The sequence below is a fragment of the Promicromonospora sp. NPDC050880 genome, assembly GCF_044456525.1.
Taxonomy (GTDB): domain Bacteria; phylum Actinomycetota; class Actinomycetes; order Actinomycetales; family Cellulomonadaceae; genus Promicromonospora.
Window position 1 is genome coordinate 446,257 of record NZ_JBITFV010000003.1, and the last position, 16,597, is coordinate 462,853.

Annotated in this window: 14 protein-coding genes; 8 read left to right on the forward strand and 6 right to left on the reverse strand. The window is 72.3% G+C overall.

Annotated elements, in window-relative coordinates:
- Positions 1-55: 55 nt before the first annotated feature.
- Positions 56-2,131, reverse strand: a complete 2,076-nt coding sequence (locus ACIBBF_RS08730) for a HelD family protein (protein WP_397412528.1) — start codon at positions 2,129-2,131, stop codon at positions 56-58.
- A gap of 185 nt (positions 2,132-2,316) precedes the next feature.
- Here ACIBBF_RS08730 and ACIBBF_RS08735 point away from each other — a divergent pair, with 185 nt between their 5' ends.
- Complete coding sequence (locus ACIBBF_RS08735) at positions 2,317-2,673, forward strand: DUF3467 domain-containing protein (protein WP_397412530.1); 357 nt, start codon at positions 2,317-2,319, stop codon at positions 2,671-2,673.
- A gap of 319 nt (positions 2,674-2,992) precedes the next feature.
- Positions 2,993-3,307: an STAS domain-containing protein gene (locus ACIBBF_RS08740; protein ID WP_397412532.1), complete on the forward strand. Its 315-nt coding sequence runs from the start codon at positions 2,993-2,995 to the stop codon at positions 3,305-3,307.
- A gap of 45 nt (positions 3,308-3,352) precedes the next feature.
- On the opposite strand, the gene ppgK is transcribed toward ACIBBF_RS08740, so the two are convergent.
- Positions 3,353-4,099: a polyphosphate--glucose phosphotransferase gene (gene ppgK, locus ACIBBF_RS08745; RefSeq protein WP_397412534.1), complete on the reverse strand. Its 747-nt coding sequence runs from the start codon at positions 4,097-4,099 to the stop codon at positions 3,353-3,355.
- A gap of 14 nt (positions 4,100-4,113) precedes the next feature.
- Here ppgK and ACIBBF_RS08750 point away from each other — a divergent pair, with 14 nt between their 5' ends.
- Positions 4,114-4,299 carry an SPOR domain-containing protein gene (locus ACIBBF_RS08750; RefSeq protein WP_397412536.1) on the forward strand — a complete coding sequence of 62 codons (186 nt, stop codon included), beginning with the start codon at positions 4,114-4,116 and terminating at the stop codon, positions 4,297-4,299.
- Here ACIBBF_RS08750 and panB read toward each other — a convergent pair whose 3' ends face one another.
- Positions 4,300-5,130, reverse strand: coding sequence for a 3-methyl-2-oxobutanoate hydroxymethyltransferase (gene panB / locus ACIBBF_RS08755; RefSeq protein WP_397412538.1), 831 nt, complete (start codon positions 5,128-5,130; stop codon positions 4,300-4,302). It abuts the gene before it with no gap.
- Between the two features lie 104 nt (positions 5,131-5,234).
- Between panB and ACIBBF_RS08760 the strand changes: the two genes are divergently transcribed.
- The 4 genes from ACIBBF_RS08760 (at position 5,235) to ACIBBF_RS08775 (ending at position 11,426) form a co-directional block, all read left to right on the forward strand.
- Positions 5,235-6,569, forward strand: a complete 1,335-nt coding sequence (locus tag ACIBBF_RS08760) for a glutamine synthetase family protein (RefSeq protein ID WP_397412540.1) — start codon at positions 5,235-5,237, stop codon at positions 6,567-6,569.
- Between the two features lie 41 nt (positions 6,570-6,610).
- Entirely contained in the window at positions 6,611-9,859 is a 3,249-nt protein-coding gene (locus tag ACIBBF_RS08765) for a bifunctional [glutamine synthetase] adenylyltransferase/[glutamine synthetase]-adenylyl-L-tyrosine phosphorylase (protein WP_397412542.1), read from the forward strand.
- A gap of 211 nt (positions 9,860-10,070) precedes the next feature.
- On the forward strand, positions 10,071-10,772 hold the full coding sequence (locus ACIBBF_RS08770) for an SRPBCC family protein (RefSeq protein ID WP_397412544.1): 702 nt from the start codon (positions 10,071-10,073) through the stop codon (positions 10,770-10,772).
- A 51-nt stretch (positions 10,773-10,823) separates the two neighbouring features.
- Positions 10,824-11,426: a thymidine kinase gene (locus ACIBBF_RS08775; protein ID WP_397412546.1), complete on the forward strand. Its 603-nt coding sequence runs from the start codon at positions 10,824-10,826 to the stop codon at positions 11,424-11,426.
- 78 nt (positions 11,427-11,504) lie between these two features.
- Here the strand turns inward: ACIBBF_RS08775 and ACIBBF_RS08780 are convergent, their stop codons facing one another.
- Positions 11,505-12,059, reverse strand: a complete 555-nt coding sequence (locus ACIBBF_RS08780; RefSeq protein ID WP_397412548.1) for an AAA family ATPase — start codon at positions 12,057-12,059, stop codon at positions 11,505-11,507.
- Between the two features lie 231 nt (positions 12,060-12,290).
- On the opposite strand from ACIBBF_RS08780, the gene ACIBBF_RS08785 reads away from it, so the two are divergent.
- Positions 12,291-14,231: a GTP-binding protein gene (locus tag ACIBBF_RS08785; RefSeq protein WP_397412550.1), complete on the forward strand. Its 1,941-nt coding sequence runs from the start codon at positions 12,291-12,293 to the stop codon at positions 14,229-14,231.
- Between the two features lie 209 nt (positions 14,232-14,440).
- Here ACIBBF_RS08785 and ACIBBF_RS08790 read toward each other — a convergent pair whose 3' ends face one another.
- Together ACIBBF_RS08790 and glnA are read right to left on the reverse strand one after the other, a co-directional pair.
- The gene (locus tag ACIBBF_RS08790) at positions 14,441-14,791 is read right to left on the reverse strand and encodes a hypothetical protein (protein ID WP_397412552.1); all 351 of its coding nucleotides are present in this window, start codon (positions 14,789-14,791) and stop codon (positions 14,441-14,443) included.
- A 315-nt stretch (positions 14,792-15,106) separates the two neighbouring features.
- Positions 15,107-16,531 carry a type I glutamate--ammonia ligase gene (gene glnA / locus ACIBBF_RS08795; protein ID WP_397412554.1) on the reverse strand — a complete coding sequence of 475 codons (1,425 nt, stop codon included), beginning with the start codon at positions 16,529-16,531 and terminating at the stop codon, positions 15,107-15,109.
- Between the last annotated feature and the right edge of the window lie 66 nt (positions 16,532-16,597).

Sequence of the window (16,597 nt, forward strand, 5' to 3'; positions counted from 1 at the left end):
TCCAGTGGAAACTATGTTCCGGGAACAGGGTCAAGCGCAGCCCGAAACGCGCGGGTCAGAGCCCGAGCTCCGGCGGCAGGTCCCCGTCGTGCCGCACGACGAGGGACGTGACGGCGCGCGTGAGGCAGACGTAGAGCCGGCGCAGTCCCGTCGCCCGGTCCGGCTCGGCGGCCACGACGGCGGCCGGGTCGTGCAGCACGACGTGGTCGAACTCGAGGCCCTTGGCGAGCGAGGCGGGCACCAGCTCCAGGTGCGCGTCGAACTCGGAGGATCCGGAGTCGTCGGCCGTGCCGTCGTCCGGGGCGTCGTCCTGCTCGCCGACGACGGCGAACGTCAGCCCCGCGGCCGTCAGCACCGTCCGGGCGTGCGGCATGCCGGCGTCGGGCACGATCAGGCCGACCGAGCCCTCGCGGGCCACGACGTCGGCCAGCACCTCGCCGAGCGGCGTCGTCGTCACGGCGAGCCGTCCGCGGGTGCGGCGGACGGCGGTCGGCGGCTCCAGGCCGGGCGCGATGCGCGGCAGGAGCCGGGCGGCGAGCTCGATCACGTCGGCCGGCACACGGAACCCGGCGGTGAGCTGCTCCACGTGGCCGTCCGGCTTGTCGAGATGGCGCAGCACGTCCGCCCAGTCGGCCGACGCCCACGGGGTGGTCGCCTGGGCGAGGTCGCCGAGCACGGTCAGCGAGCCGTTCGCGGCACGCCGCCCGAGCGCACGCAGCATCATCGCGGACAGGTCCTGCGCCTCGTCGACGACGATGTGCGCCACGGACTCGGTCCGGTCCAGCAGGTCGGCGACCTCGTCGAGCAGCACGAGGTCCGCCGTGGTCCAGCGCGCGGCGCCGGGGGAGCGGGGCGGCCGGTCCCAGGCCAGGAGCCGCTGCTCGGCGTCGGACAGGACGTCCTGTGCGCACGCCGCGAGGAACTCCGGGTCGGACAGCAGGCGGAACAGCAGCTTGCGCGGCTCGACCGCGGGCCACACGGCCGCCGCGTAGTCCCGGACCGGCTTGGTGCGGGCCAGGACGTCCCACGCCTTGTCGTCGAGGGCGTCGCCGGACTCCTCGATCTGCACCAGCACCCGGTGCGCGAGCGCGTGCCGGAGCTGGGCGGCGCCGAGCGAGTAGCGCACGTCCCGTGCCCTGACCTGTTCGACCGCCTCCCGCGCCGCGTACGCCGGCACGCGCCAGCGAAAGGATCCGCGCGGCAGCACCAGCGTCTCCTGCGGCGTCCCGACGTGCGACCAGACGGCGGCGCGCAGCACCCGGGCCATCCGGCCGTCGCCCTTGAGGGTCGCGACGTCGGCAGCTTCGGTGGCCCGCACCGGGGCGTGCGTGCCGACCACCTCCTCGATGGTGGCCTGCGTCGCGTGGATCTCGCCCAGGGCGGGCAGCACGTCGCGGATGTACCGCAGGAAGCTCTTGTTCGGCCCGACGACGAGCACGCCGCGCCGGGTGAGCTGCTCGCGGTGGGCGTAGAGAAGGTAGGCCGCGCGGTGCAGGCCGACCGCCGTCTTGCCGGTGCCGGGTGCGCCCTGCACCACGAGCGTGCGGTCCAGCGGCATGCGGACGATGACGTCCTGCTCGGGCTGGATGGTGGCCACGATGTCGCGCATCGGCCCGGTGCGGGGGCGCTCGATCTCGGCCTCGAGGATCTCCGAGCGGGTGCCGGCGCCGCCGTCGGGCCCGGCCTCGTCGGGGTGTGTCAGGGTCTCGTCCTCGAAACCGGTCAGGTGGCCGCGGGCGAAGCCGTAGCGGCGCCGGGCCGTGATGCCCATCGGCTCCTTCGGCGTGGCCCGGTAGAAGGGGGTGCTGACGGGGGCGCGCCAGTCGACGACCATGGGCTCACCGTCGGGGTCCGAGACGTGGCGCCGGCCGATGTGGAAGATCTCGCCGCCGTGCCCGGTGGTGACGTCCGCGCCCACGGTGATGCGACCGAAGAAGAGCGGGATCTCCGGGTCGTCGCTGAGCTGCTCCATCCGGCGGGCGAGGGCGGCCTCCAGCGCGTCGGCGCTCACCGGGTCGCCGGCGTAGCGCCCGTCGAGCGCGGCGACGCGTTCGCGCATCCGGCCGAGCTGGGTACGGGCCTCGGCGAGGAACTCGCGCTCCTGGGCGAGCTCGGGCACGTCGGCAGGCACGGGAGGACCTCCAAGGGGGGAAGGGGAACGCGCGATTCTAGTGCCCGGGGCGACCGTGAGGCGCCCTGTTTTCCGCTGGCGGTGCGACACGCCGGACACATATGTCCTCGGAGTCCGTTTCCACTGTCGTCGCCTCCGGCCCCACGGTACGGTCGGGGAACCGCCCGGCCAATCGAGGAGCCCCAGTGTCGTCCGACGAGCTGCCCCAGGAGTTCCAGATCGACGTCCCCGACGAGATGGAGACCGGTGTCCCCGCCGACTTCGCGTCCGTCTGGCACACGCCGACCTCGTTCATCCTGGACTTCATCGCCGTGAAGCAGCCGCCGAGCCCCGTCTCGGACCCCGACTCGGGTGAGGTCACGTCGATTACCGTGCCGGGCCGGGTCGTGTCCCGGGTGCGCATTCCTCCGCAGCAGGTGTTCGAGCTCGCCAAGGCGCTCACTATGCAGCTCGATGCATGGGAGAAGGAAAGCGCGCCGACGATGCGCAATCCGCGCGCCGCGGAGGGTCCGGACGGCCCAAATCGGTCGTCAGACAATTGAATCTGGTGAATCTTTTTCTTGAACGATTGTCCAACTGGGCGGGTATATGTCCGGTCTGCCCGGTGGAAATGTTCCGGTTTGGATGGAGAAGCTCCAACTTATACCAGTCCTGAGGGGGAAATGTAACCCAGCGTGACTGTTCCACTTGCGATCTTCACGGATGTAGGCTTCCCGTGATCGCGACGAAGGCGTTGCAATCTCCCAGAGTTGCCCGGGGGGTCGGGCGACCCGTTCCGGCGGCCATGTCGGGGAGCAATGAACAGGGGCGATGCAAGTGAGCAACACGGAATTCGATAACAGGGGGCGCACGGGCGGGATCATGTTCGAAGAACAGTCCCGCGCGAGTGTCGTGAGCATGTGGGGGGAGATCGACGTCTCCCTGCGTGGCGAGTCGAGTGCCGCGATAGCCAACGCCATCGAGCGGGCGAAGGCCGTCGTGATCGACACGTCGCGCGTCACGTTCATGGACTCGACCGGCGTGGCGTTCCTCATGCAGATGTACACCTACGGCACGCGAGAGGGCCTGACGGTCAGTCTCCCGGAGCCGCCGCCGGTGGTCCGGAGCGTCATCGAGATGCTCGGCGTCGACGTGCTCTTCGCGCAGCAGGCGCACCCGGCCGTGCGGGAGGCCTGAGCGGCACCGCCCGCGACGGACCGACCGTCGGTGACGGCCGGGACGTCAGCGACCCGCGGCCAGGGCCGCGGCCCCGACGATGCCCGCCGCGTTCCGGAGCTGGGCCGGCACGATCGGCGCACGCAGGTGCAGGTGCGGCAGGTACTTCTCGTGATGCTTGCTCACTCCGCCGCCCACGACGATGAGGTCGGGCGACAGGAGATCCTCGACCACGCCGAAGTAGCGCTGCAGGCGCTCGGCCCACTGCTCCCACGACAGGTCCTCGCGCTCGCGTGCGGAGTCCGCCGCGCGGGACTCGGCGTCGTGCCCGTCGATCTCCAGGTGGCCCAGCTCGGTGTTCGGCACGAGGACGCCGTCGACCACCAGCGCCGAGCCGATCCCCGTGCCCAGGGTCGCCACCAGCACCACGCCGTCGGCGTCGCGGGCCGCGCCGTAGCGCACCTCCCCGATGCCGGCCGCGTCGGCGTCGTTCACGGCCACGACCTCCCGGCCGGTCGCCCGGTGCACCAGCGCCGGCAGGTCCACGCCCGTCCACGACTGGTCCAGGTTGGCCATGGAGCGCACCACGCCGTGCTGCATCGGGGCGGGGAACGCCACGCCGATCGGCACGTCCTGGGGCAGGTGGTAGGCGTCGACGAGCTCCGCGAGCACGCTGGCGACCGCCTGCGGGGTGGACGGCCGCGGGGTCGGGATCCGGGTCCGCTTGTCGGCGTACTCGCCGGCCGCCAGGTCGACGGGTGCCCCCTTGATCCCCGAACCGCCGATGTCGATGCCGAACGCCAGGTCGCTCATGTCAGGATCGTCTCATGAGCAACCACGAGCAGTACTGGTACAACACGGAGACGGGTGAGGTCGAGGAGGGTCGGCGCTCCTCCTGGACCCACCTCATGGGCCCGTACGCCACCCGGGCCGAGGCCGAGCGGGCGCTGGAGAGCGCACGCTCGCGCAACGAGTCGTGGGAGCAGGACGACGAGAACTGGGGCAAGAAGTAGCTACTTGTCGAACGAGTGCTCCGCGTCCGGGAAGGACGCGTCCTTGACCTCCGCGACGTAGTCCTCCGCGGCCCGCTGCAGCACCGCGCCCAGCTCGGCGTACCGCCGGGCGAAGCGGGGCGACCAGGCCGTCATGCCCGCCATGTCGGTCCACACCAGCACCTGCCCGTCGCAGTGCGGCCCGGCGCCGATGCCGATGGTCGGGATGCGCACGATCTCGGTGATCCGCGCGGCCACGTCGGTGGGCACCATCTCCAGGACGACGGCGACGGCGCCGGCGTCCTCGACGGCCTGCGCGTCGGTGGCCAGCCGCTCGACGGCCTCCTCGCCGCGGCCCTGCACGCGCGGCCCGCCCAGCAGGTTCTCCGACTGCGGCGTGTACCCGAGATGCGCGACGACGGGGATGCCGGCGTCGGTCAGCGCGCGGATCTGCGCCGCCGAGCGCACGCCGCCCTCCAGCTTGACCGCGTCCGCGCCGGTCTCCTTGAACACGCGCACCGCGGTCTCCAGCGCCTGCTGCGGACCGGCCTCGTACGAGCCGAACGGCAGGTCGACCACCACGAACGCGCGCTTGGCGGCGCGGGCCACGGCACGCGCGGCCGGGATCATGTCGTCGACCGTCACCGGGATGGTGGACGTGTGGCCGTGCATGACGTTCCCGATCGAGTCGCCCACCAGCAGCATGTCCGTGCCGGCGGCGTCGAGGATCGTGGCGGTCACGGCGTCGTACGCGGTGAGCATCGCGATCTTCTCGCCGCGGGCCTTGGCCTCCGCCAGGTGGTGCACCCGGACCCTCTTGGGGCCCGGAGTGGGTGAGGTGTGGGCGGACATGGTCCTCCTGTGGTTCGGGCGGCATCTGTGCCGAGCGAAAGCCTACGACCGGTCGTCCATGCCCGGTACACGCGCCTGTAACAGGTTTAGTGCAAGATGGGCCCATGGACAGGCAGCAGGAGTTCGTGCTCCGCACGGTCGAGGAGCGCGACATCCGCTTCATCCGGCTCTGGTTCACCGACGTGCTGGGTGTGCTGAAGTCGGTAGCCGTGGCCCCCGCCGAGCTGGAGTCGGCGTTCAGCGAGGGCATCGGGTTCGACGGCAGCGCCATCGAGGGGCTCACCCGGGTCTTCGAGGCCGACATGGTCGCCAAGCCCGACCCCACCACGTTCCAGGTGCTCCCGTGGCGCGGCGAACGGCACGGCACAGGGCGCATGTTCTGCGACATCCTGACGCCGGACGGCGAGCCGTCGCTCGCCGACTCCCGGAACGTGCTCAAGCGCACCCTCGCCAAGGCGAGCGACCGCGGGTTCACCTTCTACACGCACCCCGAGGTCGAGTTCTACCTGTTCAACCAGCTCACCAAGGCCGACCCGAAGCTGGAGCCGGTGGACCAGGGCGGGTACTTCGACCACCTGGCCCGCGGATCGACACACGACTTCCGCCGTGCCGCGATCACCATGCTGGAGTCCATGGGCATCTCGGTCGAGTTCTCCCACCACGAGGCCGGCCCCGGCCAGAACGAGATCGACCTGCGGTACGCCGACGCGCTGACCACCGCGGACAACCTCATGACGTTCCGCACCGTGGTCAAGGAGGTGGCGCTCGAGCAGGGCGTGTTCGCCTCCTTCATGCCCAAGCCGCTGGCCGACCAGCCCGGCTCCGGCATGCACACCCACGTGTCGCTCTTCGAGGACGACCGCAACGCGTTCTACGAGCCCGGCGCCCAGTTCGAGCTGTCCAAGACGGCGCGCCAGTTCATCGCGGGCCTCATGGTGCACGCCGGCGAGATCACCGCCGTCACCAACCAGTACGTCAACAGCTACAAGCGGCTCTGGGGCGGGCAGGAGGCCCCGAGCTACGTGAGCTGGGGCCACAACAACCGCTCCGCGCTGGTCCGCGTGCCCATGTACAAGCCGGGCAAGGGCAACTCCGCGCGCATCGAGTACCGCGCGCTCGACTCGGCGGCCAACCCGTACCTGGCGTTCGCCGTGATCCTGGCGGCCGGCCTCAAGGGCATCGAGGAGGGCTACGACCTCCTGGACCACACCGAGGACGACGTCTGGGAGCTCACCCCGGCCGAGCGCCGCGCCCTGGGCATCGCCCCGCTGCCGCGCGACCTCGACGAGGCCATCCAGTTCATGGAGAAGTCCGAGCTCGTGGCCGAGACGCTCGGCGAGCACGTCTTCGACTACTTCCTGCGCAACAAGCGCGAGGAGTGGGAGACGTACAGCGCCCAGGTCACGCCCTTCGAGCTCAAGCGCTTCCTGCAGCTCTGACAGGGGTGCTGCACCCCCCGCTCGCGTCGTAGGGTCGGGGGGTGCAGAGCCGCCGACCCGAGACCCTCACGACCCACCTGATCCGGGCCGGGTTCGCCGACCTCACCCGGTCCGCCGCGCTGTGGCGCGACCCGGACCTGGTCACCGTCCTGGACAGCCGGCCCCGGGCAGCCGCCGACCGCGCCGCCGGCCCCGACCGCGGCGCCGTCGAGCTCGACCCGGCCGACGCCGTCCTGCTGCGCTCGCTCGCCGCCGTCGCCGACCCCGACCTCGCGCTCCTCCAGCTCGTCCGCCTCGCGGCCGCCGCACCCGACCGGCTGCGACGGCTGCTGGACCAGCCCGGCGACCCGGCCGACGACGACGCCCCGCCCCGGCCGGCCCCCCGCGACCGGCTGGTGCGCGTGCTCGGCGCGTCCTCGGCGCTCGGTGACGAGCTGGTCCGGCACCCGGCCCTGCTCGACCTCCTCGCCGACCCGGCACCCGGCACCGGGGTACCAGCCCGGGAGGTGCGCGCCGAGCTGCTCCGCGCCGTCGACGCGGACCCCGACAGCCCGGATCCCGTCGCGGGCACCCACCCGGAGGCGACGGCGACGACAGGCACCGACACGCCGCCGTCGTACACGGACCGCCTGCGGCGCGCCTACCGGGCGTGGTTGCTGCGCATCGCCGCCACCGATGTGACCGCGCCCGAGCCGACGGCCGTCATGCCCGCCGTGGCCGCGGCGCTCGCGGATCTCGCGGCCGCGGCCCTGGAGGGCGCGCTGGCCGTGGCCCGCTCCGAGGAGGAGGACCACGCCGCCGGAGTCCGCCTGGTCGTGCTCGGCATGGGCAAGACCGGCGGCCGGGAGCTGAACTACATCTCCGACGTGGACGTCGTGTACGTGGCCGAGCCGGGCACGCTGCCCGACGGCACGCCCGCGTGCGACGAGGACCACGCCCTGCGCGTCGCGACCCGGCTGGCCACGCGGCTGGCCCAGGTCTGCTCCGGGGCGTCGGCGGAGCCGGCCCTGTGGCAGGTCGACGCCGCGCTGCGCCCCGAGGGCAAGCAGGGCCCGCTCGTGCGGACGCTGGCCAGCCACGTCGCGTACTACGAGCGGTGGGCCGTGACGTGGGAGTTCCAGGCGCTGCTCAAGGCGCGCCCCGTGGCGGGTGACCTGGCGCTCGGGGAGGCGTACACGGCCGCCGTCGGGCCGCTGGTGTGGCAGGCCGTGGAGCGCCCGAACTTCGTCGAGGACGCCCGCGCCATGCGCAAGCGCGTCGAGGACAACGTGCCCGTGGCCGAGGCGGACCGGCAGATCAAGCTCGGCAAGGGCGGCCTGCGCGACGTCGAGTTCACGGTGCAGCTCCTGCAGCTCGTGCACGGGCGCGCGGACGAGGACATCCGGTCGCGCACCACGCTCGACGCGCTCGAGGCGTTGTCGAAGGGCGGTTACGTGGGGCGCGAGCACGCGCGCCGGATGGGGGAGTGCTACCGGTTCCTGCGGGCGCTGGAGCACCGGGTCCAGCTCTTCCGGCTGCGCCGGACGCACCTCATGCCGACGGCGGAGGCGGACCTGCGCCGGCTTGCCCGGGGGCTCGGCGTCGGCGGTGCGGACGACCTGGTCAAGACGTGGCGGGCCGTGCGGCGCGAGGTGCGCGACCTGCACGAGGCCGTCTACTACCGCCCGCTCCTGCCGGCCACCGCGCTGCTGTCCACGGGCGAGGCGTCGCTCGCGCCGAAGGCCGCCATGGCCCGGTTCGCGGCGATCGGCTACCGCGACCCGGCCGGGGCCATGCGGCACGTCCAGGCCCTGACCGACGGCGTCTCACGGCGCGCGTCGATCCAGCGCCAGCTCCTGCCCGTGCTGCTGGGCTGGTTCGCCGAGGGCGCCGACCCGGACGAGGGGCTGCTCGCGTTCCGCAAGCTGTCGGACACGCTGGGTTCCACGCACTGGTACCTGCGGCTGCTGCGCGACTCGGCGGAGGCGGCGTCCCGGCTGGCCCAGGTGCTGTCCTCGTCGCGGTACCTCGCGGACGCGATCGGGCGCTCCCCGGAGTCGGTGCGGTGGCTCGCCGAGACGGAGTCGCTGGCGCCGCGCGGGGTGCGGCGGCTCGCGTCCGAGGCGGACGCGCTGCTCGGGCGCGCCCAGGAGGTGGAGGCGGCCACGGTCGCGCTGCGCGCGCTGCGGCGGCGCGAGCTGGCCCGCACCGGCGTGGCCGAGGTGCTCGGGGCGCTCGGCCCGGTCGGCGCGGCGAAGGCCATCTCGGACGCCGCCGACGTGGTGCTCGCAGGCGGGCTGCGCATCGCCGAGCACGAGGCGCGCGGAGCCCGGCACATCGCGCGCGGGGACGAGCCCGCCCGTCTGCTGATCGTGGCGATGGGCCGGCTCGGCGGGCAGGAGCTCGGGTACGGGTCGGACGCCGACGTCATGTTCGTCTACGAGGCCGTGGGCGGCGCACCGGACAAGGAGGCGAACGACTACGCCCTCACCGTGGCGAAGAACCTGCGCCGCATCCTGTCCGCCGTGGGGCCCGAACCGGGCCTGCCCGTGGACGCCGACCTGCGCCCCGAGGGGCGCAACGGCCCCCTGGTGCGGTCCTTCGACTCCTACGTGGAGTACTACGGACGCTGGTCCTCCCCGTGGGAGGCGCAGGCGCTCCTGCGGGCGCGGGCACTGTCGGGCACGCTGAGCGTGGTCGCGGCGGGCGGCCCCGAGGAGGGCGCCGTGGCGGCGGCGCTGGACCTGGGGCCGGGCGCCGAGGGCGGGCGCTCGCTCGGGGAACGGTTCACGGCGCTGATCGATCCGCTGCGCTACCCGGACGGCGGACCCGGTGAGGCCGTCCTGCGCGAGGTGCGCCGCATCAAGGCCCGGGTCGAGTCGGAGCGCCTGCCGCGTGGCGCCGACCCCGCCCGGCACCTCAAGCTGGGTCGCGGCGGGGTGTCCGACGTCGAGTGGACCGTCCAGCTCCTGCAGCTCCAGCACGCGTTCGAGGTGCCCGGGCTGCGCACCACGGGCACCGTGGCCGCCCTGGAGGCCGCCCGCGACGCGGACCTCCTGACCGACGACGACGCCGAGGTGCTCCTGGAGGCCTGGCGGCTCGCGTCGCGGCTGCGGTCGGCGATCGTGCTGTGGTCGGGGCGCACCACGGGCGCCGGCGTGGACATGCTGCCGCACGACAGCCACGCCCTGACGGGGATCGCCCGCCTGCTGGGCGACGTCGGGACGGGGCCGGAGCTGGAGGAGCTGTACCTCCGCGTCGCCCGGCGCGCGCGTGCGGTGATGGAGCGGGTCTTCTACGGCGCGGACTAGCCCGTCCCGGGCCGGGGGCTGACGACCATGCATCTGCTGCCAGGCGGCGGGGATTCCTGGCAGCAGGTGCATGGTCAGCTTGGCTGTGGTCGTCCCGGCGGTCTCGCTATGGTCACTGGGACGACGACGAGGCTCAGCACGAGGCGTTGTACCCGCGAGGCGGTGACCTTGGGCCCTGCCGACGCCGGACGGCACGGGCGAGGCTCGGCACATGAGCAGCTGCACGAGCCGGCCGGTCCGGCAGCAGCGGCGCGGGCGGCGTGTGGTGGCGTCTGCCGTGGCCGCCGGTGTGGTCGCGTACGCGTGGTGGGTCGAGCGGGGGCACGACCGCTGGGGTGCGACCGACGCGGAGGTCGCGGCGGTGCTGCCGGGGGACGACCTCGTCCCGGGACCGGCGATGCAGGTCACCCGGGCGATCACGATCGACGCCCCGCCGGGGGACGTGTGGCCGTGGGTGGTGCAGATCGGTGCGGACCGGGGCGGCTTCTACAGCTACGCGTGGCTCGAGAACCTGTTCGGCCTGGGGATCCGTAACGCCCAGGAGGTGGTCGAGGAGTGGCAGGACCTGCGGGTCGGTGACGTCGTCCGGGCCACCAGGGCGCGCGGCGGGGGCTGGTACGTGGTCGGTCTCGTGCCCGGCGTGGCGCTCGTGCTGCAGATCGCCGACCTGGACGCGGGCCGGCCCGTGCGGCGCACCGACCCGGCCGGGTGGGAGTTCCTCTGGACGTTCGCGCTGCGGGAGACGAAGGACGGCCGCACGCGGCTGCTCCTGCGCGAACGTGTCGCCTTCGGCAGGCCGCTCGTGCGGTGGCTGACGGCGCCGCTGGGCGAGGTCAGCTACCTGATGTCGCGGCGCACGCTGCACGGCATCAAGGAGCGGGTCGAGGGCCACGCCCGTCGGCCGGAGAGCTAGGGTGCTGTGCGGCAGGGAACGTCCTGCCCTGAACGGCGGGGAGTCGCATCGGTGGAGCTGTCGCTGGTACTCGGCCCCATGAAGTCCGGCAAGTCGCTGGATCTCATCGCGCAGATGGCGCCGCTGGCGTACTCGCGGCTGAGCTGCGCCGTCGTGCAGTCGGCCCGGCACGTCCGGGACGCGCGCATCGTCTCCCGGACGGGGGCCTCCGTCCCGACGGTCAAGCTCGACACCCTCGAACCGCTGCTGCACACCACGGAGGACGTCGTCGCGATCGACGAGGTGCACATGTTCACCGCCGCCGACGTCCGGGTGGTCGAGGAGCTGGTGCTGCGCGGTACGCGGGTGCTGGCCTGCGGCATCGATCTCGACCACCGTGGCGAGCTGTTCGCCACCGTGCGCGCGCTGCTGGAGCTGGGGCCGACCGACGTGCGCTACCGGCGGGCCGTGTGCGACCGCTGCCAGGACCTGCATGCCGCGTTCACCCAGGTGCTGCGCGACGGCGTGCCGTTCCTGGAGCCCCTGGGCGCCTCGGAGCCGCTGCCCGACGACGGCACGTTCACGTACGAGGCGCTGTGCCGGCGCTGCTTCGTCCTGCCCGGCACGGCGATCGTGACCGGCAAGTCCACGGTGCCGCGGCCGCACGCCACGTGACGGATGCGCTCCGCGGGTAGCCCAGATGACCATGCACCTGCTGCCAGTTGACTGAGGTTCTTGGCAGCAGGTGCATGGTCATCCTGCGAGCAGACGCCCCGCGATCTCCTTGGCGACTTCCGGCGGGCGCAGCGCGGTCGTGTCGATGACCTCCGTGCGGGTGCGTAGCCAGGGCAGGGCGGCGCGGTAGTCGGGGGCGCGGTGGCGTCGCCAGCCGACGCCGCCGTCCTGGATCTTGATGTCCTGGAGCGTCGCCACATTCACGTGGTCGTTCGCGATGCGGCGCTCGTGCTCGTCCGGGGTGCAGTCCAGGGTGAACGCGCGCACCTCCACGCCCGCGGCCGCCAGGCCGGCGGTGATCTCGTCCCAGTACTGCTCCACGACCACGGTCTGCGGGGCCACGACGGTGCGGCCGGCGTAGCGGTCAATCGACGCCAGCGCGGCCACGACGAGCTCGCGCCACGGCCGCCAGTCCTGGAAGTCGCGCACCGTCTCGACGGCGGACAGCGCGGGCACGATCGCCTCGCCGATCTTCTCCGGGTCGAGCACGACGACCTCCGGCAGGAGGGCGTCGAGCTCGGCCGCCGTGGTGGTCTTGCCGCCGCCGAAGGGTCCGTTGAGCCAGATGATCATGTCCGGGAGGCTAGCGGCCGGGTGGGCGGGTGATGTGGGGCCGTGGTCAGCGTGTCGTGTGCGACACCGCCGTCGTGCGTGGCCGTGCGCCGGGGCCGCCCGAAAAAGCGTTGATCCTCCGCGGGCTCCGGGCGCATGGTGGGCGCGACCGAGAGACCCGTAGGAGAGGAACCCCGATGACGGCTGTCACGCCCCGTGCCCTGACCCACCTGACCACGGACGTGACTGCCTTTGTCGTACCTCAACCTCGGGATCGTCGCTCATGTCGACGCCGGTAAGACCAGCCTGACCGAACGCCTGCTGCACCACGCGGGCGTCATCGACCGCCTCGGCTCCGTCGACGGCGGCGACACCCTCACCGACTCGCTCGCGCTGGAGCGCGAGCGGGGGATCACCATCCGCGCGTCCGTGGCATCCTTCCCTGCCGCCGACGTGACCGTGAACGTGCTGGACACCCCCGGCCACCCCGACTTCATCGCGGAGGTGGACCGAAGCCTCGCGGTGCTTGACGGCGCGGTGCTCGTCCTGTCCGCCGTCGAGGGCGTGCAGGCGCAGACGCTGGTGCTGATGCGCGCGCTGCAACGGCTGCGGCTGCCCGTGATCGTGTTCGTGAACAAGATCGACCGGCGTGGCGCCCGCCCGGACGAGGTGGTGGACGCCGTCGTGCGTCGCCTCAGCCCGGACGTGCTACCCGTGCAGCGGGTGCTGGGCGCGGGAACCTCGTCCGCGCGCGTGGAGGCGCTGCCCGGCGACGGACTGCGCGAGTGGCTCGCGGACGAGTCGCGGCGGGGGCGGGCACACCCGGTGCTGTTCGGGTCGGCCGTGACCGGCGTGGGGGTGCCGGAGCTGGTCGCCGCCCTGGGGGAGTTCCTGCCGGTGGCCGACGTCGCGGCGGCGCCCGACGCGGGGGCGGCGAACGCGGCGGCGCCCGACGCGGGGGCGGCGAACGCGGCGGCGCCCGACGCGGGGGCGGCGAACGCGGCGGCGCCCGACGCGGGGGCGGCGAACGCGTCGGCGTCCGACGCGGGCCCGTCCGGCGTGGTCTTCGCGATCGACCGCGAGGGCGGCCGCAAGCGCGCGTTCGTCCGGATGCGGTCGGGAGTCCTGCACCTGCGCGACCGGATCGACCTGGGCCACGGGCGCGCCGAACGGATCACCGGGCTGCGCGTTGCGCACCGCGGGTCGCTGGCGGCGCGGCCGACGGCGGGGGCAGGCCAGATCGCCGTCGTGCAGGGGCTGGCGACGGCGCGGGTCGGCGACGTGGTCGGGCCGAGGCTGCCCGGGGACGAGCGGGCGAGCCAGTTCCCGCCGCCGTCGTACGAGACGGTCGTGGACGCGGCGCCGGAGGCGCGCGGACGGCTGTACTCCGCGCTGTCGGAGCTGGCCGAGCAGGACCCGCTCATCCGGGTGCGGCGCCGCGACGAGGAGATCACGGTCTCGCTCTACGGCGAGGTGCAGCGCGAGGTGCTGGCCGCGATCCTCCAGCGGGAGCACGGCGTCGAGGCCCGGTTCGGCGAGGTGCGGACGGCGCGCACCGAGCGGCTGACCGGCGTCGGGCACGCGCTGGAGGTGAAGAAGCAGGACGGGAACGAGTTCCTGGCCACGATCGGGCTGCGGGTGGAGCCCGCGCCGGTCGGCTCGGGGGTGACGTTCGAGCTGGAGTGCGAGCGCGGGTCGATGCCGCCGGCGTTCTTCGACGCGACGGAGGACACGGTGCGCCGTTCGCTCGCGGGCGGGCCGCTGCGTTACCCGGTGCCCGACGCGCGGGTGGTCATGACCCACTCGGGGTACGCGCCACGGCAGAGCCACATGCACCAGAAGTTCAACAAGGCGATGTCCAGCACGGGGGCCGACTTCCGCGGGCTGGCGCCGCGCGTGCTCGCGGCCGCCGTACGGCGCGCCGGGACGGTGGTGTGCGAGCCGGTGCACCGGTTCGTGATCGAGCTGCCGGACGACGCCGTCGGCGCCGTGACCTCGCTAGTGGGGCGGCTGGGCGGGGTCCCGTCGGAGTCGGGGGTCGCCGGCGCAGGCGTCGCCGTCCTGCGGGGCGAGATCCCTGCCGGGGCGGTCGCCACGCTGCAGCGGGACCTGCCCGGGCTGACCCACGGGGAGGGCGTGTGCCAGACGGAGCACGACCGGTTCGAGCCGGTGCGGGAGGTGGTTCGGCAGTGACCCGCCTGATCGACGCGATCGGCCCTGCGGTTCACCACGCGTCTGCTGCCAGGATGGCCCCGTTCCTGGCAGCAGACGCGTGGTGAACGGCGGGTGGGCTTCGAGGGACAGGGACCCCACGGGCGTTTCCCCGCCCCTCTGGAGTTCGGTTGGTGCCCGCCGGAGGCACTGGCGCCGGCATTGCTGAGAGCCGGAGAAGATGGCCTTTGTCAGAGTGCTCTCAGTACATCGGCCGCCATCGAGCGGATCCGATCCCACTCCCGATCGTGCCTAAGCGAGTTCAGGCTCCAGAAGTCTTTGGTGTCGGCACGGCTCTTGACCGCAAGGAACGAATCCAGCGCTGCGACCGCGCTCCCAACCTCCGGTTCTATCCAACCAGCGCGGACAAATTGTCCGGCGAGCAGCGCCCCGTCTTCGAGTTCCATGGCGAGTTCGTCCGCGAAGCCTGGTTCGCCCATCCCGAGAGACGACAGCCATGCAATCTGGCCATCTGCGGGTAGCGCCAGCACTGCTACGGCTCGCACGAGCTTGGCCAGTTCGGCCGGACTGATTTCAGTCATTGGATGTGGTGTCCCGCCGTTCCTTGTGGGGCTCGCGCCGGAGGTGGGGTGCGGTGGGGGTGGCGCAAAGGGCCGCCAGGCGCGCCGCGCGGGGGTCCCCATCGCGGGGCCCGCCGTAGGCGCGGGCCCGCGCGCCGCAGGCGCGCCTTGATCTTGTAGAAGCCGAGACACAGGCCCGCACGGACCACCTGGGAATTACACGAGAGTTACACGGGAGCACGAGAAACGGCGGCCAACGCTGCGCAGCGTCGCAAGACGTAAGTGCAGGTCAGCCGCCGTTTCGGCGCATCTCAGCAGGTCCCGGGGGACCGACCGTCAGATGTCGTAGTAGAGCTCGAACTCGTGCGGGTGCGGCCGCAGGCGGATCGGGTCGATCTCGTTCTCGCGCTTGTACGCGATCCAGGTCTCGATCAGGTCCTCCGTGAACACGTCACCGGCGGTGAGGTACTCGTGGTCGGCCTCGAGCGCGTCGAGCACGCCACCGAGCGACGTCGGGACCTGGGCGATCTGCGCGTGCTCCTCGGGCGGCAGCTCGTAGAGGTCCTTGTCGACCGGGGCCGGGGGCTCGATGCGGTTCTTGATGCCGTCCAGGCCGGCCATCAGCATCGCGGAGAACGCCAGGTACGGGTTCGACGACGGGTCCGGCGCGCGGAACTCGATGCGCTTCGCCTTCGGGGAGGTACCCGTGATCGGGATACGGATCGAGGCGGAACGGTTGCGGGCCGAGTAGACGAGGTTCACGGGAGCCTCGAAGCCGGGCACCAGGCGGTGGTAGGAGTTCACCGACGGGTTGGTGAACGCCAGCAGCGACGGGGCGTGCTTGAGCAGGCCACCGATGTACCAGCGAGCCAGGTCGGACAGGCCGCCGTAGCCCTTCTCGTCGTAGAACAGCGGCTCGCCGTTCTTCCAGAGCGACTGGTGCGAGTGCATGCCCGAGCCGTTGTCGCCGAAGATCGGCTTCGGCATGAAGGTGGCCGACTTGCCGGCCTCGAACGCGACGTTCTTGATGACGTACTTGAACTTCATCAGGTCGTCGGCGGCGTGCAGCAGGGTGTTGAACTTGTAGTTGATCTCCTGCTGGCCGGCGGTGCCCACCTCGTGGTGCGCGCGCTCGACGGAGAGGCCCACCTGACCGAGGATCTTGACCATGTCGTCGCGCAGGTCGGCGAAGCGGTCGCTCGGCGACGTGGGGAAGTAGCCACCCTTGTACCGGGTCTTGTACCCGAGGTTGCCACCCTCCTCCTCGCGGCCGGTGTTCCACGCGGCCTCGACGGAGTCGATGGAGTAGTAGCTCTCGTTCGACGCGGTCTTGAAGCGCACGTCGTCGAAGATGTAGAACTCGGCCTCGGGGCCGAAGAAGACGGTGTCGGCGATGCCGGTCGACTTCAGGTAGGCCTCGGCCTTGGCCGCGATGTTGCGGGGGTCGCGAGCGTAGGCGTCACCCGTGAACGGGTCCACGATCGAGAAGTTGACGATCAGCGTCTTGGCCTTGCGGAACGGGTCGATGAACGCCGTCGTGACGTCCGGCACGAGCTTCATGTCGGACTCGTGGATCGCCTGGAAACCGCGGATCGACGAGCCGTCGAACATGAGGCCCTCGCTGAAGGCGTCCTCGTCGAACTGCTCGACCGGGATGTTGAAGTGCTGCGTGACGCCCGGCAGGTCGATAAACCGGACGTCGACGAACTCCACCCCCTCGTTGCGGGTGAAGGCGATCGCCTCCTCGGCGTTCTTGAACATCTGCGCTCCTTGCTCGCTCGATAAGTTCAGGGGGAGTCCGTCGGACCGCGCGCCGGACGAGCCGGG